Genomic DNA, 20,010 nt, shown 5'->3' with positions numbered 1-20,010 from the left:
ACACTCCCCCGCCCTCCAGCCCGACGCCGGCCGCCCCGAGAACTCTGCCGATGTGCGCCACGTCCGATGCGATGTCCTGCACCGGGATGCTGATGTCGTTCATGCCTCAAAGCTAGGGCCGTGAGCCTTCTGCCGTCATTGAAGCCTTTCGCACGGCGGGCCGGGACGGATGCCGATGCCGATGCCGATGCGAAAAGTCGGGCCGGTGACGACGACGCGCCGTGGTGCCATCGCTGTGGGCGGCGTGTCGTGTGACGGGCCCGACTTTCGGCTCGGGAGAGGGTGGCGGGAGGGATGCCGCGGAAATCAGCCACGGCGTCCCCCGCCGCGTAGCACTCGGTTCGCTCCGCGGCCAGGTCAGCGCCGCACGGGGTCTACCAGACGGTGCCGCCGCCGATCGAGATGCCGCCCCACGTGAGTGCGATGAAGATCGCGGCGAACACGACGGGGGCGATGCCCTTGCCGTTGCGGGCCAGTCCCTTGAGGAGGGCGATGACGGCGAGGACGGCGGCGACGATGGAGAGGCCGCCACCCAGGATCAGCCCGATGAACAGGGGGATGGGCATGAGCACGAGACCGGCCAGCGCGAACCAGAACGCGGCCCAGGCCGTCGGGTTCGATCGGCGTTCGACAGACGAGGACATGCGTCCCAGTATCCCGGGTGGCGGCCGCAGCCGTGGAATCGCCGTCGAGGGTTTTCCACGCACGGCGGGCATCGGGTCGACGCCGCAGGCCCGACCCTCGGTTCATGGCGAGCTGGTGGGGTCCTACTGTGGGCAGTGTGCGAGAGAGCGATCTGGACGTAGCCGATGTCGAGCAGCGCGCTGCGACCGGGTCCCTTCCACCGAGCGATCGCATAGACGAGATGGTCGCCGCCGCCCACAGCCGCGCGAGCTCCCATCGGGAGGGCGTGGTCGCTGACTACATCCCGATCCTCGCCGAGGCGGACCCCGAGAGCTTCGGCGTCTGCGTCGCCGATGTCGATGGCGGCCTGCACGAAGTCGGCGAGACCCGCGTCCCGTTCTCCATCCAGTCGATATCGAAGGCTTTCGTCTACGCGCTCGTCTGCGACGCACTCGGACACGAGAAGGCCTTCGACGTGATCGGCGTCAACAACACGGGGCTGCCGTTCAACTCTGTCGTCGCGATCGAGCTCAACGACGGCCACCCGATGAATCCGATGGTCAACGCCGGCGCTCTCGCGACGACGGCACTGGTCCCCGGAGACACCGCCGACGACAAATGGGAGACGGTGCTGTCCGGTCTCTCGCGATTCGCGGGGCGCGAGCTGGTGGTCGACGAGAACGTCTACCGGTCGGAGGCCGAGACCAATCACCGTAACCGAGCGATCGCGCAGCTGCTCGAGAGCTACGGCCGCATTCACGTCGACCCGTTCGAGGTGGTCGATGTCTATACGCGGCAGTGTTCGCTGCTCGTCGACGCACGCGACCTGGCCGTGATGGGTGCCACGCTCGCCGACGGCGGCGTCAATCCCCTCACCGGTGAACGGGTGGTGTCCGCCGCGGTCTGCCGCGACCTTCTGGCGGTGCTCGCGGCCACCGGCCTCTACGAGCGGTCGGGCGAGTGGCTCTACGAGATCGGGCTTCCGGGCAAGTCCGGCGTCGCCGGCGGTCTCGTGACCGTCGCCCCCGGCAAGGTCGGCATCGGAACGTACGCGCCGCCACTCGACTCCGCCGGGAACAGCGTTCGCGGCCAGGTGGCCACGGCCTATCTGTCGCGAGCCCTCGGTCTCAACATCTTCGCCTCGAGCTCGCACTTCTCAGGAGGATCCTCGAAATGACCGCACCGCAGAACGTCAGCGTGACCGCCACTCGGGCCTCCTGGGTGCCGATGATCGGCCTCTTCCTCGCCCAGATCCTGATGTCGTTCAACGTGGCGGCGCTGCCCGTCTCCCTCGGCGGCATGGTCGAGACGTTCGGCGTGCCCCCCACCGATGTCAGCACCGCGATCGTGACGTACGGGCTCGTCGTCGCAGCTCTCGTCATGGTGGGCGCCAAGATCGGCCAGCGAGTGGGGTGGGTGACGGTCTTCCGTGTCGTCGTAGCCCTCTTCGCCGCCTCAGCCCTGCTCATGATCTTCGGCCCGTCTGTCGGGTACGTCATCTTCGCCCAGGCGCTCGCCGGCGCATCGGCCGCCATCATCGTCCCCTCGCTGGTGGCCCTGATCGCAGAGAACTACCGGGGCGGCCAGCAGGAGACGGCGATCGGCTCCCTGGGCTCTGCGCGCGCCCTGGCCGGCGTCAGCGCGTTCCTCATCGGAGGCACGCTGGCGACACTCGTCGGGTGGCGCCAGGTCTTCATCGTGGTGCTCCTGCTCGCGGTGGCGGTCTTCGTGCTGAGCTTCTGGCTGCGCGGGCTGCCGGGAAACCCGGCGATCAAGATCGACGTCGTCGCCGCGGTGCTGATCGGCCTGGGCATCGTCTCGCTCACGCTCGGTGTCAACAACCTCAACAACTGGGGGCTCCTGCTCGCGCGCCCGGCCGCCCCGTTCGACATCGCCGGCGTCTCGCCCGCCCCCGTGATGATCCTCATCGGCGTGGTGCTCGTCCAGCTCTTCTTCCTGTGGACGCGGCGACGCACGAAAGCCGGCAAGGTTCCGCTCGTGAGCCTCTCGGTCTTCGGATCGTCGCGTGAGCGGGCCGCCGTCTATGCGATGTTCATCGTGGTGAGCCTGGAGGCGGCCCTCAACTTCACGATTCCGCTGTACATCCAGATCGTCCAGGGCCGGACGCCGTTCGACACGTCCCTGGCGATGCTGCCCTTCAACCTGACCGTCTTCTTCACCGCCATGCTTGTCGTGCGCTTCTACCGGCGCTTCACGCCGCGCACGATCGGGATGTTCTCGTTCGGGCTCACGACGATCGCCCTGGTCTGGCTCTCGATCGTCGTCACCAACAACTGGGAGACGCTGCCGACGATCCTCGGCCTGTTCGTCTTCGGCGTCGGACAGGGCGCGCTCGTGACGCTCGTCTTCAACGTTCTCGTCACCGCATCGCCCAAGGAACTGGCCGGCGACGTCGGCTCGGTGCGCGGCACCACGCAGAACCTCGCCTCGGCGGTCGGAACGGCCGTCTCGGGTGCACTCCTCGTCGGCATCCTGAGCCTCAACGTCGTCGGCTCACTGGTCGAGCACCCTGAACTCTCGCCCGAGCTGGTCTCACAGGTCGATCTCGACAACGTGAACTTCATCAGCAACGATCGCCTCGAGGCGACGCTGACCGAGCAGACGGACGCGACTGCTGAGCAGGTCGACGCCGCCGTGGCACTGAACGAGGAGGCGCGCCTCAGCGCACTGAAGATCGGCCTGCTGATCCTCTCCGGCGTCAGCGCGCTCGCGATCGTCCCGGCGAGCCGACTTCCGAGGTTCCGTCCGGGTGAACTGCCGGAGTCCGTCGGCACCGGACGCCTGGCCGAGGGAGATGCCGACGACTGAGCCGGCGACACCGAGGCGCACCGGGTGACTCCCGCTCGCTCCGGCTCAGCCGACGCGGAGTTCCTCGGGCTCGACGACCACATCGACGAGAGCGCCGTTGCGCCAGAGCGTCATCTCCATCCGCCGGCCGATGACTCCCGCGACCATGCGGCGCTGCAACGCGGTGGGGTCCGCGATCGCGACGCCGTCCAGTGACAGTACGATGTCGCCGGCGCGCGCGCCGGCCGCGGCCGCGGGACTGTTCGGCACGACGGAGACCACCTGCATCCCGATCCTCGCTCCGGCCTTGGCCGCCACGTCGGGGCCGAGCGGCACGGTCGCGCCGGCGATGCCCAGCCAAGCGCGTCGCACGCGCCCGGTCGTGCGCAGGGCGTCGATGATCTCGCGGGTCGTGGCGTTGATGGGCACGGCGAGCCCCAGGCCGATGCCGGCGACCGCCGTGTTCACGCCGACCATCCGGCCGGAGCTGTCCGCGAGCACACCGCCGCTGTTGCCGGGGTTGAGCGCGGCGTCGGTCTGGATGACCTCGTCGATCACCCGCCCCGAGCGCGTCGGAAGCGATCGCCCGAGCGCCGACACGATGCCGGCCGTCACGCTGCCCGAGAACCCTCGCGGGTTGCCGAGCGCGACCACCAGCTGACCGACTCCCAGGGCCGCGGCATCCCCCATCCTCACGGGCGGGGGCGTCGGGCCGTCGGCGTGCAGCACAGCCAGATCCGAGAGCGGGTCGGCGCCGATGACGGATGCCGGCGCCACGGTGCCGTCGGGGAACGCGACTTCGACGCCGACCGCGCCCTCGACCACATGAGCGCTGGTGAGGAGGTGTCCCTCGTGGGTGATGACCGAGGCGCTGCCCGCGCCCATCCCCTGGCGCGTGCGCACGCTCACCGCCGCGACCGAGGGCAGCACGGTCTGCGCGACGCGCATCACCGTCGATGAGTAGGCGTCGAGCGCCTCCCTGTCGTCCATGCGACAAGTGTCGACCCGTGACGGATGCCGCGGCCCGCGTTCGCCGACGGCGGAAGCCCACCCCACCCGCGGCGGGCAGCGGGCGCCGGACGAGGGGCGGCGAGTGCCGGCGGTCAGGCGGCCGACGAGTCCCACCAGTCGAGCACGCGGGTGCCCATCAGGGTGAGCCAGCGCGACGACTCGCCCTCGCCGACGTCGACGTCGAACCAGGTCCGCCCGGGCAGCGGCGTCGTCTGCAGCCACGTGCCGTCCGGCTGCCGGGCCGCGCGCACGACCTCGATCGCCTCGGCCAGCCGGGGGTCGGGCGCCGTGCCTTCGAGCAGCGCGACGTCGCGGAAGTGGTCGAGGGCGGCGAGCGCGCTGTAGCGGTGCCGGTGGGGATAGACGAAGCGGGTCACGAAGTCGCCCACCGGCTCGCCGGTCGACGCGCGGAACATCAAGCGCCGCGACAGCAGGTACTCCTCCCCGCCGTGGCGGGCCTCGCGCAGGCTCGTGTCGCCCGTGATCCGCTCGTACGCGAGCATGCCGCGCACCGCGTTCAGCGTCGAGTGGAACGACGAGCGGACGGAGTCGCCCTCTTCGGCCTCGCAGTTCCAACCGCCGTCGGCGAGACGGTGCTCGGGGAACCACGCCGCGAGCCGCGACACATCGGCGCCGAGCCAGGCGCCGGTCGCGAGCGTGTAGGAGTTGATGCAGACGTCGACCTCGCCGCCCCAGTACGGCAGATCCTCGTACTCCCACCGGCTGTTCGCCGCGAGCTTGGCAGCGGTCCCCTCCAGCACGGCGGCATCCACGCCCCACTCCCGCAGGTCTTTGAGCACCCACGTCGTCGCGACCCAGGGCTGACCCGGTGCCTCCGCCTCGGCGCTGCCGAAGAATCCCGATGGGAAGAAGGCGCCGCCGGCCCACTGGCCGTCGCCGTCCTGCTCGGCGAGGAGCCGGGCGCCGAAGCCCTCGGTCGCAACCCGGGCGCGCGTGGCCTCCCAGACGTCGGGCGGGGCGCCGGCGAGGTCCCGCTCGACCTGCCAGCGCAGCGCGGGGTCGGAGTCGAGCAGCCAGTCGAGCACAGGTCGCGGCGTGGACATGAGGGCAGAGTACCCACGACCACCGACGCGGCAGGGCCGCGGCATCCGTTCGTCCGGATACTGTGGGGATCGTTGCCGCGCCGCCCGCCGGCGAGGGAGGATGGCCCGATGCCCATCGTCGACAACGGCGTGTACGTCGCCGGACAGCGGATCAAGAATCCGACGAGTCTGGCCGAGACCTTCGAGTACACGCGCGCCCAGCATGGAATGGCCTGGATCGGGCTGTTCCGTCCCACTCCTGAGGAGATCGCCCAGGTCGCCGACGAGTTCTCGCTGCACGCGCTCGCTGTCGAGGACGCCCTGACGGGTCACCAGCGGTCGAAGCTGGAGCGCTACGGCGACATCCTCTTCATCGTGCTGCGGCCCGCGCGTTACATCGACGAGACCGAGACCGTCGAGTTCGGCGAGTTGCACGTGTTCGTCGGCCCGGACTTCATCGTGACCATCCGCCACGCCGAGTCGCCCGACCTGAGCCGGGTGCGCCACCGCATGGAGCGCGACCCGAAGCTGCTCGCCCTCGGGCCGGAGGCAGTGCTCTACGCCATCCTCGACGAGGTGGTCGACGAGTACTCGCCGGTGATCGAGGGCGTCGAGAACGATATCGACGAGATCGAGGACGCGCTGTTCGAGAGCGGCGGTGTCACGCTCTCCAAGCGCATCTACGACCTGTCACGCGAGGTCATCACCCTGCAGCGCGCCGTCGCGCCGCTTGCGGACATGCTCGACGCCCTCCAGCGCGGCGCCCCGAAGTACGAGGTCGACCTCGAGCTGCAGCGGTCGCTGCGCGACGTGCACGACCATGCGCTGCGGATCATCGACAAGGCGACCGCATTCCGCTCGATCCTCGAGAACGCCCTGACCGTCAACGCGACGATCGTCACGCAGCGCCAGACCGACACCGCGCTGCAGCAGAACGAGCAGGTGAAGAAGATCTCGGGCTGGGCCGCAATCCTCTTCGGGCCCACGCTCGTCGGCACGATCTACGGCATGAACTTCGTGTACATGCCCGAGCTGGAATGGCCGCTCGGCTACCCGATGGCGCTCGCCCTCATGGCGGCGACCAGCGTCACCCTGTACTGGGTGTTCCGCAAACGCCACTGGCTCTGACCGGGCCGGTCCGCGGGTCCCGCGAGGCCGGAGAGCGATCGGGCGGAACCGACCGGAGACGGATCGGGGCGGACCGACCCGAGAGTCGCCCCACCCCGATCCCCCAAGAGACCAGCCGCTGGAGGTCAGCCCCCGGTCGCGTTCTCGTACGCGCGCATGGCCGCGGCCTGCGCATCGGCGAGTGCCTCTTCCGGCGTCTTGTCACCGAGGAGCGCCGCCGTGACGGCATTGCTCAGTTCGTTCTGGATGTCCTGGCCGGCCGGTGACGAGCCGAACGACTGTCCGTAGTCCAGCACGTCGTAGTACGTCGAGATGGTCTGGTCGAACCCGGCGTTGCCACTCTCGACGACGAACTGCTCGCGGGTCGACTGGTCCGGACCGGGCGAGCCGGTGAACAGACCGGTGTTGATGCCGCCGTCCCCCTCGCGCGTCGCGGCGCGAGCCTCGCCGGCCGCGTTCCACGCATCCTCGCTGGTCAGGTCGATCATCCACGCACACGCTGCGGTGGGGTTCTCCGCACCCACCGGGATGACGAACGCAGAACCGCCGGCGACCGAGAAGGGGTTGCCCTCGCTGTCCTTGAACGGCACGGCCTCGATCTGGAGCTGGTCGACGTACGGCGACAGCACGTTCGGGTACCACTGGGCGTTGACCTGCGCACCCACCTGGTCCTTGACGAACTGGTTCTCCTCGCCGAACGTGTCGAACGAGTCGGTGAAGCTCTTCACCGAGGCGTAGCCGCCCTGCGCGTCGTTGATCTGCTTGAGGATGTCGATGCCGGCGACATTGCTCGGGTCGTCCAGCGTCGGCTTGCCGTCGTCATCGGTGAGCTGGCCGCCCATGCCGAGGATCCACAGCGGCGCCTGACCGGTCGAGACCGGGTCGAAGCCCAGCCGCGACGGGACGCCGCCGGATTCCTGGTACATCTTGCTGATCGCGCCCAGGAGTGCGTCCGGGTTGGACGTGTCGATCTCCTCGTTGGTGACGCCCGCCTGGTCCATCACGCGCGTGTTGAGGATGATGGCCGGCGGCTGGTAGAACTGCGGCACCGCCCAGATCTCGTCGTCGTAGCGCACGTCGTCGACGACGAACGGGTACCAGTAGTCGTCGGGCGTGACATCGTGCGCGCTGAAGCAGTCGTCCAGCGGCATGATCAGATCCTGCGCGGCGTACTGGGTCACGTAGCGCCGATCCATCTGCACCACGTCGGGCACGTCGCCGCTCGCGATGCGCGTGGTGAACTTCTGCGCGTCGAAGGCTGTCGCGTCGAGTTCGACGTCAACGTCGCTCAGCTGCTCCTCCGCGTAGTCCAGCCTCGACTGGCCGACGTCGTCCGCGTTCTCGAAGCCCCATGCCGTGAGAGACCCGCTCGGTTCGGCGCCGAAGTCGACGTCGCCGCCCGTGCCCCCTCCACCGTTTCCGCCGCCCCCGCACCCGGCGAGGAGGACGGCGGATGCCGCCAGAGCGGCGATCCCGATCATGCGCTTGCGCATCTGTTTCCCTTTCGATCGGGGCGGCTCCGTCGCCGCCTCTGCGTGGGCAGGTCCGCCGTGGGAACCCTTCCCACGGACCGTCGTGCTGCCCACGCGACGCGACATCGGCGCTGCCCGCGTATTCATTGATGTGTGAGGTGTACGTCGTGGAATCGCTGCCGGCCGCGGCGCGGCATCCGTCTCATCCCTTCCTGCCCTGCGTCGCCACGCCCTCGATGAAGTAGCGCTGGCCGAACGCGAAGATGATGAGCATCGGCAGCGTGACGAGGAACGACGCGACCATGACGTACTGGTAGTCGCCCTGGCCGCCGGCGGTCGGGCTGTACTTCGTCATGGCGTAGGCGATGCCCAGCGGCGCGGTGAATTCGTCGACCGAGCCGGCGTTGAGGTAGATCAGCGCGGCCTGCAGGTTGTTCCAGCTCGCCTGGAACTCGAAGAGGAACACGATGATGAACGACGGGATCGACAGCGGCATCGCGATGCGCCAGAACAGGCCCCAGTAGCTGGCGCCGTCCAGGCGCGCCGCCTCGAACAGCTCTTTGGGCAGACCGAGGTAGAACTGGCGCTGAAGGAAGATGTAGAAGGCGGACCCGAAGAGGTTCATGCCCCAGAGCGGCACCCACGTGCCGAGGAACCCCGTCTCCTTCCAGATCAGGTAGATCGGGATCATGGTCACAGCTCCCGGCAGCATCATCGTGGCGAGCACGAGGCCGAAGAGCAGACCACGACCCGGGAACTTGAAGTACGCGAACCCGAAAGCGACGATCGAGCTCGAGATCGCCACGGTTCCCGCAGCCAGCACGGCGATAGCGACGCTGTTCCACATCCAGCTGAGGAGCGGCAGCTGGTTCCACACCTCGACGTAGTTCTCGGGCATCCACGTCTTCGGGATGAGCGAGTTGTCGAAGACCTCGCCGCGCGGCTTCAGGCTCGCCGACAGCAGCCACACGAACGGGTAGAGGAACAGCAGCCCGAACCCGATGAGGACGATCGTGAGGACGATCCGGCCCACGAGCGTCTTCGGCTGGGCGAGATGGCGCCGCCACCGCGAGCGGGTGGGCACCGCCAACGTGACGGTCGCCGCCTCGGGAACGGGACGAGCCACCCCGGGGGTCTCCAGCGACGCCGACATCAGCGGTCTCCCTCGTAGTAGACGAAGCGATTGCCGAACTTCACCTGGATCACGGTGATGACCATGATGATGACGAAGAGCAGCCACGCCATCGCCGCGGCGAAGCCGAAGTTGAACTGCCGGAACGCCTGCTGGAAGAGATAGATGGCATAGAAGAGGGATGCCTCGGGCGAGGCGTTGCTCTGATCCCGCCAGAACAGCAGGAAGGCCTGGTCGAACACCTGGAACGCCGCGATCGACAGCACGATGACGTTGAAGAACATCGCGCCGGAGATCATCGGCAGCGTGAGCGAGAAGAACTTGCGCACCGCGCCCGCGCCGTCGAGCGAGGCGACCTCGTAGAGCTCCTGCGGCACGTTCTTGAGCGCGGCGAGGAAGATCACCATCGTGCCCGCCACCGTCCACAGCGTCATGAGGACGATGCTCGGCTTCACCCACGCCGGGTCGACGAGCCACTGCGGACCCTCGATGCCGAACAGCCGGAGGAACTGGTTGATCGCGCCGGTGTTGCCGTTGAGCATCAGGAAGAAGACGGCGGCCGTGGCGACGGCGGGGGTCATCTTCGGAAGGTAGTAGAGCGTGCGCCAGAAGCCGGCCGCGCGTGCGGCGCGGTTGAGGAGCATCGCCAGGGTGAGGGCGAAGATGATCTCCAGCGGCACCGCCATCACGACGTAGAAGAGCGTATTGGCCAGCGACACCCCGACGCGCGGGTCCTCGAAGAGGTTCGCGTAGTTCTGGAAGCCGACCGGCTTCGCCGTGTTCGTGGCGAGGTTGTAGTTGCTGAACGAGATGTACAGGCTGTAGACCATCGCGCCGGCCGTGAAGACGAGGAAGCCGATGATCCAGGGCGAGATGAACAGGTAGCCGGCGAGCGCCTCGCGCTTGTCGTAGTGCACCTTGACCTTGCGCGGGCGGTCCTCGCGGCGGCGGCGTCCGGCGCGAGCTCGATCCTCACGCCCGTCCGATGCCTCTTTCAGCGCTTCGACGACGGCATCGTTCTGCGGTGTCGTGATGCTCATCGCGGATCCTCGCGCAGCGAATCCTCTCGGCGGATCCAGTTCGTCATGTCGTTCTCCACATCGACAGGTGGCATCGTCACCACGTGCCAGGGACCATCCGTACGGGCGTCCGCCCCTCGCGCGGCGTTTCCCACACCCCACCGTCTGCGGCGGGTCCGCATCCGACGTGCGAGGGGCAGGACGCCCAGGCTCAGGGGCGATCGTGCGGCGATGGTAGACACACCGCGACGACGCGATCACGGGGCTTGCGCGAGAGCCGTGTCATGTGCTTCTCCCCCGCCCGCGATCGTGATCGGTCGGCCCTCGCGATAAGTTGTGTCACAGTGGTGGACCATGGCTCTGCCGCCCTCCCCCATGGCCCGGTGGCAAGCCGCTCACGAAAGACACCGCCCTCGATGACGACGGACCAGCAGTCGCCCGACGAGCTGTCGGAATTCGCTGATCTCCTGCGCGATGAGCAGCAGTTCCCGGCTCGCGGCAGCGGAGTCGACCCGCAGGTCCGGCGCGCACGTCGACGCCGGGGGTGGATCATCACCGCCGTCGTGTTCGCTCTGCTGTTCGGCACCGTCGGCGGTTACGTGGGCTGGGCGCTGACCGCCCCCGTCGCCGCTCCCGCCAGGGTCTCGCGCGCCCCGGCGGCGCCTGTGCCGGAGGCGGCGTCTCTCGCCCTCCCGGCCACGGGCGCTTCGGCGATCAGCGTGGCGGGCGGCGACCCGTACCTGGGCCCGACCGCGAGCGGCATCTGGGCGACGAGCGGGACCGACGAGCCGCGCGCCATCGCCAGCATCACCAAGCTCATCACCGCGTTGGTCGTCCTCGATGCGAAGCCGCTCGCCGATGCGGCGGACCCCGGGCCGACGATCACGTTCGACAAGGCCGATCACGACCTCTACGACAAGTACTACGTGATGGGCGCGACGATCGCCGCCATGCCGACGGGCAGCACCATGTCGCTGCGCGACGCGCTGGCCACGATGCTCATCCCGTCGGCGAGCAACTACGCCGAGGCCGTGTCGACCTGGGCGTTCGGCTCGCAGGGAGCGTTCGTGTCGGCGACCAGGAGATGGCTCGCCGCCCACGGCCTCGTCGGCACGACGATCGTCGAGCCGACGGGCATCAGCGCCTCCAACACGAGCACGCCGAGCGACCTGATCGCTCTGGGCAGGCTCGCCGCCGCACACCCCGCGATCGCGCAGATCGTCGCGACCCCGGCGCTGTCGCTGCCCGGTCCCGGCGGGATGTCCAACACGAACTCGCTTCTCGGAGTCGACGGGATCACGGGACTGAAGACCGGCAACCTGGGCGAGAACAGCTACAACCTGCTGTACACCGCGACGCTGGACGTAGGCGCGGCGGAACCGCTGAGCGTGATCGGAGTGGCGCTGGGCGGCGCGACCCGCCAGTCGGTGAACGCCGACGTCGTCCGCACGCTCGACAGCATCCGCGCCGGCTTCCAGCAGGTGCCGCTGGTCGCGCGAGGCTTCGAAGTGGGCTCGTACTCGACGCCGTGGGGATCCACAGCCCGCGTGATCGTCGCCGACGACGCTTCGATCTTCACGTGGTCCGACACCCCGATCACGGTAGCGATGGACACGATGACGCCGAAGACATACGAGGACGGCGAGTTGGTCGGCAGCATCACGTGGACGGCCGGGCCGAACACGACGAGCGTGGCGCTCGAGATCGACGGCAGCATCATCCCGCCCACCGAATGGTGGCGATTGACCCACCCGTCGAAGCTCGGCACGAAGTAGCGGCGTCGACGCCGAGAAGACGACCATCGGATGCAGCGACCTCGGTGGCCGCGGCAGCCGGATGCTCATCTGTGGCGGCGTCGCCGGTGGCTTCCGGAATGGCGCGCCGTCTGACGGCGTTGCGCACCGAGCCATCGGGAAGCGGTGCAGCCATGATCGTGGAGTGAGTGGCGCAGCGGGCGGCGGAGTGAGCGGCACAGGGCACGGCGGGGTGAGCGGCGGACAGAACGGCGGAGCGACAGATCGGACTCGAGCGGCATACGACGAGGTGGCGGCCAGCTATGCCGCCATGATCCCCGACACGCGGTACGAGGCCGCCGTCGATCTGGCGATGGTGAAGCACTTCGTCGATGCGATCGCCGCGCGTCCGGCCGCTGTGCTCGATGCCGGCTGCGGCACCGGGCGCATGATCAGCTACCTGACCAGCCTCGACTCCGAACTCGACATCGCCGGCAGCGACCTGTCTCCGGCGATGCTCGACCAGGCGCGGGGAGTGCACCCGGAGCTCGAACTCGTGCAGGGCGACAACGCCGCCCTTCCTTTCGCGGACGCCCGGTTCGACGGCGTGCTCGCGTGGTACTCGACCATCCACACTCCGCCACACCAGCTCGGTGAGGTGTTCGGCGAGTTCCATCGTGTGCTTCGGCCGAGCGGAGTACTGCTGCTGGGGTTCCAGGCCGGCACCGGCGACCGTCGACTCGACAGGCCGTACGGGCACGACGTGGACCTGACGGCGTACCTTCACCACACGCCGTACGTCAGGGACGCACTCGCAACAGCGGGCTTCTCGACAGTCGCGGTGCTCGATCGCGGTCCACGCGGCGTCGAGAAGCACGCGCAGGGATTTGTGCTCGCCGGTAGGGCCTGACCTTCGGAGACGGCGCCGCCGGCCGGCGGGAGCTGTACGTCTCATCATGATCACGAACGAGCCGCCCGGCCAGGCCGAGTTCGCCCGGAATGTGCTGGATCAGCTCTTCGACGGGGCCTGAGCGGTTCGACATGCCCGCCACGCCCGTCGTGACCGCGGAGCCGCCCCGAGGTGACGGTCCCGCCGCCGGCCGCACCGCGGCGGCCGGCGGCCGGCGGTCACACGGTCAGGAGCACCTTCGTCGCGCGGCGCTCATCCATCGCGCGATAGCCCTCGGCCGCCTGGTCGAGCGGCAGGGCGAGGTCGAAGACCTTGCCGGGATCGATCTTGCGGTCCCAGATGAGCTGGATCAGCTCGGGCAGGAACCGGCGCACCGGGGCAGGGCCGCCGTGCAGGTGCACGCCGGAGAAGAACAGCTCCATGCCGTCGAGGGACACACCGTGCGAGACGCCGACGTAGCCGACGTGGCCGCCGGCCCGCGTCGCGCGGATGGCCTGCATCATCGACTCCTGCGTGCCGACGGCCTCGATCACACTGTGCGCACCGTAGCCGCCGGTGAGCTCCTTGATCTTCGCCACCCCCGCGTCGCCGCGCTCCTCGACGATGTCGGTCGCGCCGAACTCGCGCGCCAGCGCCTGCCGGTCGGCGTGGCGGCTCATCGCGATGATCCGCTCGGCCCCCAGCTCCCGGGCGGCGAGGATGCCGAGCAGACCCACCGCGCCGTCACCGACGACCGCGACGGTCTTGCCCGGGCCGGCTTCGGCGGCGACGGCCGCGAACCATCCGGTGCCCAGCACGTCGGATGCCGCGAGCAGCGACGGGATCAGTTCCGGGTCGGGCGCGCCCGGCGTGGCGACGAGGGTCCCGTCGGCCATGGGGATGAGCGCGTACTCGGCCTGTGTCCCGATCGCACCCATCGGGTACGCGTGGATGCATCGGGACTGGTAGCCCGCCTGGCAGATCTCGCAGGTGTTGTCGGACGCGAAGAACGATCCCACGACGAAGTCGCCGACCTTCACGTTCGACACCTCGTCGCCGATCTCAGTCACGACACCGACGTATTCGTGACCCATCGGCGTGTGGTCGACCGCGTCGTCGCCGCGGTACGGCCAGAGGTCCGACCCGCAGATGCAGGAGGCGGCGAGACGGATGATGGCATCGGTCGGCCTCGTGATGGTCGGGTCGGCCCGTTCTTCGACCCGGACGTCGCCGGGGGCGTACATGACGACTGCGCGCATGTGGATTCTCCTTGTAGTCGGGTTGAGGGATGTTGTCGGTATGAGGGGGGGGTGTCGGGTTGAGGGACGTTTCGGGGTTCAGACGGATGCCGCGACTGCTGCCTGCTCCGGCACCTGCTCCGTATGGGTGCCGGCCCCGCGCCGGCGGGCGAGGGCGAAGAAGGCGACGGCCGAGAGTCCGACAGCGACGACCGTCACCAGGCCCAGCGGCAGGATGCTCGCGGCACCCGCCACGCCCACCAGCGGAGCGGCGACCCCGCCGAAGCCGAAGCGCACCATGCCCAGCAGCGACGACGCCGTTCCGGCCATCTGCGGATAGCCTACGAGCGCGAGGGTCGTCGCGGGCGGCGAGCTGATCGCGACGCCGACCGAGAGCGCGAAGAGCGCGACGATCACGACCCAGAGGGGCATCGGCGTCAGCCCCGCGACGAGCAGCCCTGCGGCGCCGCCGCCGGCGACGACGATGCCGGCGACCAGCGTCCCGCGCACGCTCCAGCGCTCAGCGAGCCGTCCGGCGACGTAGCCGAACACCATGAACCCAGCCGAGTTGAGGCCGAAGGCCAACGCGTAGCCGAGCGGGCTCAATCCGTAGATGTCCTGGAGCACGAACGTCGCTCCGGCCAGGTACGCGAACAGCGCCGCGTAGAGGAACCCCTGGTTGAGCACGGCGCCCAGGAACGGGGCATCCGTCACCAGGGTCCGGTAGTCGCGCATCGTCTGGGCCCACCCGCCACGGGTGCGGCGGGAAGCCGGCAGCGTCTCGGGGAAGGCGACCGCCGCGACCACGAGGATGCCGCCGCCGACCACGGCGAGCACGGCGAACAGCCCGCGCCAGTCGGTGACGGCGGTGAGCAGTCCGCCGAGGAGCGGCCCGATGACGGCGGCGAGACCGCCCACGACGGTCAGTCGGCCGTAGAAGCGGATGAGGGCACCGCCGGAGTACACGTCGCGGCCCGCGGCCTGCGCGATGACGATGCCGACGCCGCCGGCGAGGCCCTGCACGAAGCGCGCGACGATGAGCGTCTCGACGGTCGGACTGGCCGCGCACAGTGCCGAGGTGGCGACGTACGCCGCGACGCCGACAAGCAGGATGCCGCGGCGGCCGAAGCGATCCGACAGCGGGCCGGCGAGCAGCTGGCCGACCGCGAGCCCCACGAGGCAGGCCGTGATGGTGAGCTGTGCGATCGAGGTCGACGCGCCGAGGTCGGCGGTGAGGGCCGGCAGGGCCGGCAGATACAGGTCCATCGAGATCGGGCCGAACACCGTCAGCAGCAGCAGCAGCGTCGGCAGCAGCCGGGTCAGAGCAGGGCGCAGCGGGGCGGCGGTTTCGGTCATGCACCGAGCCTCGCCCACCCGCGACGGCCGGGGGAGTTCCTGATAAAACGTGTATTGACAAGGCACCCTTCGCCGGCCGCAGTCGATCTAGCCTTCTCGTATGGACAATCGAGCCGAGGTCCGCGAGTTCCTGATGACGCGCCGCGCCCGCGTCACACCCGACGCCGCGGGCATCGCCGCGGGATCGGGCCGGCGGGTCGCCGGGCTCCGCCGGGGCGAGGTGGCCGTGCTGGCGGGGGTCAGCGTCGAGTACTACGCGAAGCTCGAGCGCGGCGCGATCGCCGGTGCGTCGGCGTCGGTGCTCGATGCCATCGCCCGCGCCCTGCAGCTCGACGACGCCGAGCACGCCCACCTGCTCGACCTGGCTCGCGCGGCCGACGGCATCCCCACCAGCGGTCGTCCTCGGCGGCGCGCCGGCCGACCGGCGGCCGGGCGACCGAGCCTGCAGTGGGCACTGGCGTCGATCACCGACGGGGTGGCGTTCGTCCGCGACCCGCGGCAGAACCTCCTCGCCGTGAACGAGCTGGGCCGGGCGTTCTACTCCCCCGTCATCGGCGATGGCGGTCGCGTGCCGAATCTGGCCCGCTTCCAGTTCCTCGACCCCGCCGCCCGCGAGTTCTACCCCGACTGGGATCGGTTCGCCGAGATGTGCGTCGGCGTGATGCGCGCCGAGGCCGGCCGCGATCCGCACGATCCCGCGATGCAGGAACTGGTCGGCGAGCTGTCGACGCGCAGCGAGATCTTCCGCCGGCTATGGGCCGCGCACGACGTGCGCACGCACGGCGCCGGCACGAAGCGGTTCCACCACCCGGTCGTGGGCGAGCTCACTCTCGCCTACGAAGAACTGGCGCTCACCGCCGAGCCCGGCAACGTCATGCTGATCTACACCGCCGAGCCCGGTTCGCCCTCCGCCGAGCGCCTCCGCCTGCTCGCCTCGTGGGCGGCGACGCACCGGCCCGACGAGACGGCGGGCGTCGACCTGCTGGCGGCGGACGGCGCCTGAGGGGCCCGCCACAAGGTCCCGGTCGTTGAGCGAGCGAGGAACGAGCGAGACGAAACGCCCCGAGCCCGGCGCTGCAGGTCGGCCAGACGCGTTTCGTCTCGGTCGCTGGCGCTCCCTCGCTCAACGACCGGAGGTCAAGGTTCCGGTCGTTGAGCGAGCGAGGAACGAGCGAGACGAAACGCCCCGGGCCCGGCGCTGCAGGTCGGCCAGACGCGTTTCGTCTCGGTCGCCGGCGCTCCCTCGCTCAACGACCGGAGGTCAAGGTTCCGGTCGTTGAGCGAGCGAGGAACGAGCGAGACGAAACGCGCCGCGATCAACGCATCGGCGGCACGTCCCGCATCGCCTGCGCGAGCGCGGGGTTGTGGGCGGCGAGGTGGTCCGTGATGTTCTCGCGCACCTCCGCAGGCTTGTTCTGGCTGAGCTTGGCGCGGGCGTCGAACCGCGTGACGCGCAGGCGCAGGCGCAGGCCGACGGTGCCCTTCGCGATACGACGGGTGCCCGCCTCGTCCTCGCCGAGGCTGCGGGCGTGAGGATGCCCCGCCTCGAAGTGGTCCGTCAGGCGCGAGAGCATCGCGTAGTTCGCCTCCTCGGAGAGGATCTCCGGCGTGCCGTACAGGTGCGCCGTGACGTGATTCCAGGTCGGGACGAGATCGCCGGGGGCGTACCAGCTCGGCGAGACGTAGTCATGCGGCCCCTGCACAATCACGAGCATCTCGTGGCTGCCGAGCTCGTGCAGCTCGTCGTCGGGCCGGCCGAAATGGCTGAGCAGGACGATGTCGTCGGCCTCCTCGTCGAGGAGCACCGGGTAGTGCGAGGCGACCAGCCCGTCTGCCGTGTGCGAGACGAACGTGGCCCACGGGTGGCGGCGGATGAGCTCCTTGACCTGCTCGGGGTCGGTCATGAGATAGCGCGGCGTGTGGCGCATCAGCGTTCCTTTCGGGTGGGTCGGGTGCGGACGGCGAGACCGGCGCAGGCGATGACGGCGAGCCCGCCGAGGAGCGTCGGAAGACCGATGCGCTCGTGCAGGAAGAGGGCGGACCACAGGATGCCGAGCACGGGCTGGATGAGCTGCACCTGGCTGACCTGCGCGATGGGGCCGATCGCAAGGCCGCGATACCAGGCGAAGAAGCCCAGGAACATGCTGACCACCGCAAGGTAGGCGAAAGCCGCCCACTCGACCGGCGTGGCAGCGGGCGGCTGCTGGATGACGGCCGCGATCGTCGCGAGGATCATCAGCGGCGCCGCCAGCACGAGCGCCCACGACACCGTCTGCCACGCGCCGAGCTCGCGGGCGAGCAGTCCGCCCTCCGCGTACCCCATGGCGCAGAGCAGCACCGCGAGGAACAGCAGCAGGTCCGCCTCGCGGAGCTCTCCGAGTCCGCCGTTCTGCAGCGATGCGAAGGCCATCGCCGCGACGGCGCCGAGGCTTGCGAACACCCAGAACGACACGGCCGGGCGCTCCCTGCCCCGCAGCACCGCCATCACCGCGGTCGCGGCGGGGAGGAGGCCGATCACGACGACGGCATGGTTGGCCGGCACCGACAGCAGGGCGTACGAGGTGAGGAGCGGGAAGCCCACGACGACCCCGGCCGCGACGACGGCCAGGCGCGCCCACTGCACGGCGTTCGGGAAGTGCTGACGGGTGAGCGAGAGCGCGAGGGCCGCGAGCGCGGCAGCGACCACGGCGCGGCCCGCTCCGATGAAGAGCGGCGACAGACCGCCGACCGCGACGCGGGTGAACGGCAGCGTGAACGAGAACGCGACGATGCCGAGGAGTCCCCATCCCAGGCCGGCGAACCGGTGTAGCACCGGCGCAATCGGGAGAGTAGCGCTACTCTGTTCTGTCATGAGTCAGGATAGCACCACCCGCATTGCGGTCGGCCTCCGCGCGTGGATCGCCGCCGCTCCGCCGGGCGCGCGACTGCCGTCCAACCGCGCGCTGGTCGCCGAGTACTCGGCGAGTCCGGTCACCGTGCAGAAGGCCATGCGCACCCTCATCGACGCCGGGCTCGTCGAGAGCCGGCCCGGCATCGGCACGTTCAAGCGGGCCGTGCGAGCGACCGGGCCGGCCGACTACGGCTGGCAGGCCGGGGCGCTCGGCGCGCCCCCGGCACGGCTGTCGGCGCTCTCCTCCACCCAGCGGTCGGTGGCGCCCGATGCCATCGGGCTGCACTCGGGCTACCCGGCATCCGATCTCCTGCCGGAGCGTGCGGTGCGCGCCGCGATCTCCCGGGCGGCGCGCTCGAGCGCGGCGATCACCCGCTCCCCGGTGACCGGCATGCCGGAGCTGCAGGAGTGGTTCGCGCACGAGCTCGCTGCACATGCTCCGTCGGGTGTCACCCCGCCCGCCGCCCGGGACGTGCTGGTGATCTCGGGCAGCCAGAGCGGCCTGTCGTCGATCTTCCGCGCGGTCGTCGGGCCCGGGCAGCCCCTCCTCATCGAGTCGCCCACGTACTGGGGCGCCATGCTCGCGGCCGAGCAGGCGGGCGTCACCCTGGTTCCCGTCCCGTCCGGCGCTCACGGCCCCGACCCCGACGAGGTGGACCGGGCGCTGGAGCGCACCGGCGCCCGCGCGTTCTACGCGCAGCCGACGTTCGCCAACCCGACCGGAGGGCAGTGGACGGCGGAGACCGCCGACGCCGTCCTCGCGGTCGTCCGCCGGCGAGGCGCCTTCCTCGTGGAGGACGACTGGGCGCACGATCTCGCGATCGACGCCGATCCCCGTCCCATCGCCGCTCACGATGACGACGGCCACGTCATCTACCTGCGCTCGCTGACCAAGAGCGTCTCGCCGGCGCTGCGCGTGGCAGCCGTCATCGCCCGCGGGCCGGCGCGCGAGCGGATCCTCACTGATCGCGCCGCCGAGTCGATGTACGTCAGCGGACTGCTGCAGGCCGCAGCGCTCGACGTCGTCACGCAGCCCGCGTGGCGGACACATCTGAAGAGCCTGCGTCCTCAGCTGAGGGCACGGCGCGACCTGCTGCGCGACAGCGTGCACGAGCATGCCCCGACAGCGCATATCGAGACGACGCCGAAGGGCGGCCTCAACCTCTGGGCACGGCTGCCGGACGGCACGGATGCCGCACTCGTCGTGCGCGAAGCCGAGGCGCGAGGGCTCATCATCGCCGCGGGAGACGAGTGGTTCCCCGCCGAGCCGTCCGGACCGTACGTGCGCCTGAACTACTCGAGCGACGATCCGGCGCGATTCCCGGAGGCGGCGCGGATCCTCGGAGAGGTGCTCGACCGGGTCGCCGGCTGATCCCCGGCGCCGTAGGTCGGTCCGAGCGGTCGTTGAGCGAGCGAGGAACGAGCGAGACGAAACGTGCCGCACACGGCCTTACTCGTCGGTCCGAGGCGTTTCGTCTCGGTCGCTGGCGCTCCCTCGCTCAACGACCGGAGGTCAAGGTCCCGGTCGCGGGTCCTGCGTCGCTCAACGACCGGACGTCAAGGCCCCCGGTCGTCGAGCGAGCGAGGTCAAGGTCCCGGTCGTTGAGCGAGCAAGGAACGAGCGAGACGAAACGCGCCGCACACGGCCTTGCTCGTCGGCCCGAGGC

General features: G+C 69.9%; 17 protein-coding genes. 7 read left to right on the top strand and 10 right to left on the bottom strand.

The window, feature by feature from the left end; genetic code table 11:
* Nucleotides 1-374: 374 nt before the first annotated feature.
* Nucleotides 375-644 carry a hypothetical protein gene (locus tag ACI3KY_RS14805; RefSeq protein ID WP_404930921.1) on the bottom strand — a complete coding sequence of 90 codons (270 nt, stop codon included), beginning with the start codon at nt 642-644 and terminating at the stop codon, nt 375-377.
* A gap of 104 nt (nt 645-748) precedes the next feature.
* Between ACI3KY_RS14805 and glsA the strand changes: the two genes are divergently transcribed.
* Both glsA and ACI3KY_RS14795 read left to right on the top strand, forming a co-directional pair.
* Nucleotides 749-1,801, top strand: a complete 1,053-nt coding sequence (gene glsA / locus ACI3KY_RS14800; RefSeq protein ID WP_404930920.1) for a glutaminase A — start codon at nt 749-751, stop codon at nt 1,799-1,801.
* Complete coding sequence (locus tag ACI3KY_RS14795) at nt 1,798-3,453, top strand: MFS transporter (protein WP_404930919.1); 1,656 nt, start codon at nt 1,798-1,800, stop codon at nt 3,451-3,453. The genes glsA and ACI3KY_RS14795 overlap by 4 nt, the downstream gene beginning before the upstream one ends.
* A gap of 45 nt (nt 3,454-3,498) precedes the next feature.
* On the opposite strand, the gene ACI3KY_RS14790 is transcribed toward ACI3KY_RS14795, so the two are convergent.
* Both ACI3KY_RS14790 and ACI3KY_RS14785 read right to left on the bottom strand, forming a co-directional pair.
* Nucleotides 3,499-4,422 (bottom strand): S1C family serine protease, encoded by a 924-nt coding sequence (locus ACI3KY_RS14790; protein ID WP_404930918.1) that lies wholly within the window; start codon nt 4,420-4,422, stop codon nt 3,499-3,501.
* Between the two features lie 113 nt (nt 4,423-4,535).
* A complete protein-coding gene (locus tag ACI3KY_RS14785) occupies nt 4,536-5,507 on the bottom strand; it encodes a squalene cyclase (RefSeq protein ID WP_404930917.1) in 972 nt (323 codons plus the stop codon).
* A 108-nt stretch (nt 5,508-5,615) separates the two neighbouring features.
* On the opposite strand from ACI3KY_RS14785, the gene corA reads away from it, so the two are divergent.
* On the top strand, nt 5,616-6,614 hold the full coding sequence (gene corA, locus ACI3KY_RS14780; RefSeq protein ID WP_404930916.1) for a magnesium/cobalt transporter CorA: 999 nt from the start codon (nt 5,616-5,618) through the stop codon (nt 6,612-6,614).
* A 125-nt stretch (nt 6,615-6,739) separates the two neighbouring features.
* Here the strand turns inward: corA and ACI3KY_RS14775 are convergent, their stop codons facing one another.
* The 3 genes from ACI3KY_RS14775 to ACI3KY_RS14765 all read right to left on the bottom strand — a co-directional run bounded on the left by ACI3KY_RS14775 (nt 6,740) and on the right by ACI3KY_RS14765 (nt 10,258).
* A complete protein-coding gene (locus tag ACI3KY_RS14775; protein ID WP_404930915.1) occupies nt 6,740-8,107 on the bottom strand; it encodes an ABC transporter substrate-binding protein in 1,368 nt (455 codons plus the stop codon).
* A 181-nt stretch (nt 8,108-8,288) separates the two neighbouring features.
* Nucleotides 8,289-9,239 (bottom strand): carbohydrate ABC transporter permease, encoded by a 951-nt coding sequence (locus ACI3KY_RS14770; RefSeq protein WP_404930914.1) that lies wholly within the window; start codon nt 9,237-9,239, stop codon nt 8,289-8,291.
* Nucleotides 9,239-10,258: a carbohydrate ABC transporter permease gene (locus ACI3KY_RS14765; RefSeq protein ID WP_404930913.1), complete on the bottom strand. Its 1,020-nt coding sequence runs from the start codon at nt 10,256-10,258 to the stop codon at nt 9,239-9,241. Before ACI3KY_RS14765 ends, ACI3KY_RS14770 begins: the two co-directional genes overlap by 1 nt.
* Before the next feature lie 395 nt (nt 10,259-10,653).
* Here ACI3KY_RS14765 and ACI3KY_RS14760 point away from each other — a divergent pair, with 395 nt between their 5' ends.
* Together ACI3KY_RS14760 and ACI3KY_RS14755 are read left to right on the top strand one after the other, a co-directional pair.
* Nucleotides 10,654-12,012: a D-alanyl-D-alanine carboxypeptidase family protein gene (locus ACI3KY_RS14760; RefSeq protein ID WP_404930912.1), complete on the top strand. Its 1,359-nt coding sequence runs from the start codon at nt 10,654-10,656 to the stop codon at nt 12,010-12,012.
* A 163-nt stretch (nt 12,013-12,175) separates the two neighbouring features.
* Nucleotides 12,176-12,880 (top strand): class I SAM-dependent DNA methyltransferase, encoded by a 705-nt coding sequence (locus ACI3KY_RS14755; protein ID WP_404930911.1) that lies wholly within the window; start codon nt 12,176-12,178, stop codon nt 12,878-12,880.
* Nucleotides 12,881-13,098: 218 nt separating this feature from the next.
* On the opposite strand, the gene ACI3KY_RS14750 is transcribed toward ACI3KY_RS14755, so the two are convergent.
* Nucleotides 13,099-14,118, bottom strand: coding sequence for a zinc-dependent alcohol dehydrogenase family protein (locus tag ACI3KY_RS14750; protein WP_404930910.1), 1,020 nt, complete (start codon nt 14,116-14,118; stop codon nt 13,099-13,101).
* Nucleotides 14,119-14,196: 78 nt separating this feature from the next.
* Nucleotides 14,197-15,453 (bottom strand): multidrug effflux MFS transporter, encoded by a 1,257-nt coding sequence (locus ACI3KY_RS14745; RefSeq protein WP_404930909.1) that lies wholly within the window; start codon nt 15,451-15,453, stop codon nt 14,197-14,199.
* A gap of 100 nt (nt 15,454-15,553) precedes the next feature.
* Between ACI3KY_RS14745 and ACI3KY_RS14740 the strand changes: the two genes are divergently transcribed.
* A complete protein-coding gene (locus ACI3KY_RS14740; RefSeq protein ID WP_404930908.1) occupies nt 15,554-16,456 on the top strand; it encodes a helix-turn-helix transcriptional regulator in 903 nt (300 codons plus the stop codon).
* Between the two features lie 313 nt (nt 16,457-16,769).
* Here ACI3KY_RS14740 and ACI3KY_RS14735 read toward each other — a convergent pair whose 3' ends face one another.
* Nucleotides 16,770-17,381, bottom strand: coding sequence for an FMN-binding negative transcriptional regulator (locus ACI3KY_RS14735; protein ID WP_404930907.1), 612 nt, complete (start codon nt 17,379-17,381; stop codon nt 16,770-16,772).
* The gene (locus tag ACI3KY_RS14730) at nt 17,381-18,304 is read right to left on the bottom strand and encodes a DMT family transporter (protein WP_404930906.1); all 924 of its coding nucleotides are present in this window, start codon (nt 18,302-18,304) and stop codon (nt 17,381-17,383) included. The genes ACI3KY_RS14735 and ACI3KY_RS14730 overlap by 1 nt, the downstream gene beginning before the upstream one ends.
* On the opposite strand from ACI3KY_RS14730, the gene ACI3KY_RS14725 reads away from it, so the two are divergent.
* Nucleotides 18,303-19,715, top strand: coding sequence for a PLP-dependent aminotransferase family protein (locus ACI3KY_RS14725; RefSeq protein WP_404930905.1), 1,413 nt, complete (start codon nt 18,303-18,305; stop codon nt 19,713-19,715). The two genes, ACI3KY_RS14730 and ACI3KY_RS14725, sit on opposite strands and share 2 nt — an antisense overlap.
* Nucleotides 19,716-20,010 lie beyond the last annotated feature (295 nt).

It is taken from the genome of Microbacterium sp. ZW T2_14 (assembly GCF_044987405.1).
Taxonomy (GTDB): Bacteria; Actinomycetota; Actinomycetes; order Actinomycetales; family Microbacteriaceae; genus Microbacterium.
Note: the sequence above shows the minus strand (reverse complement) of the source record. Positions and strands in the feature narration are given on the sequence as shown.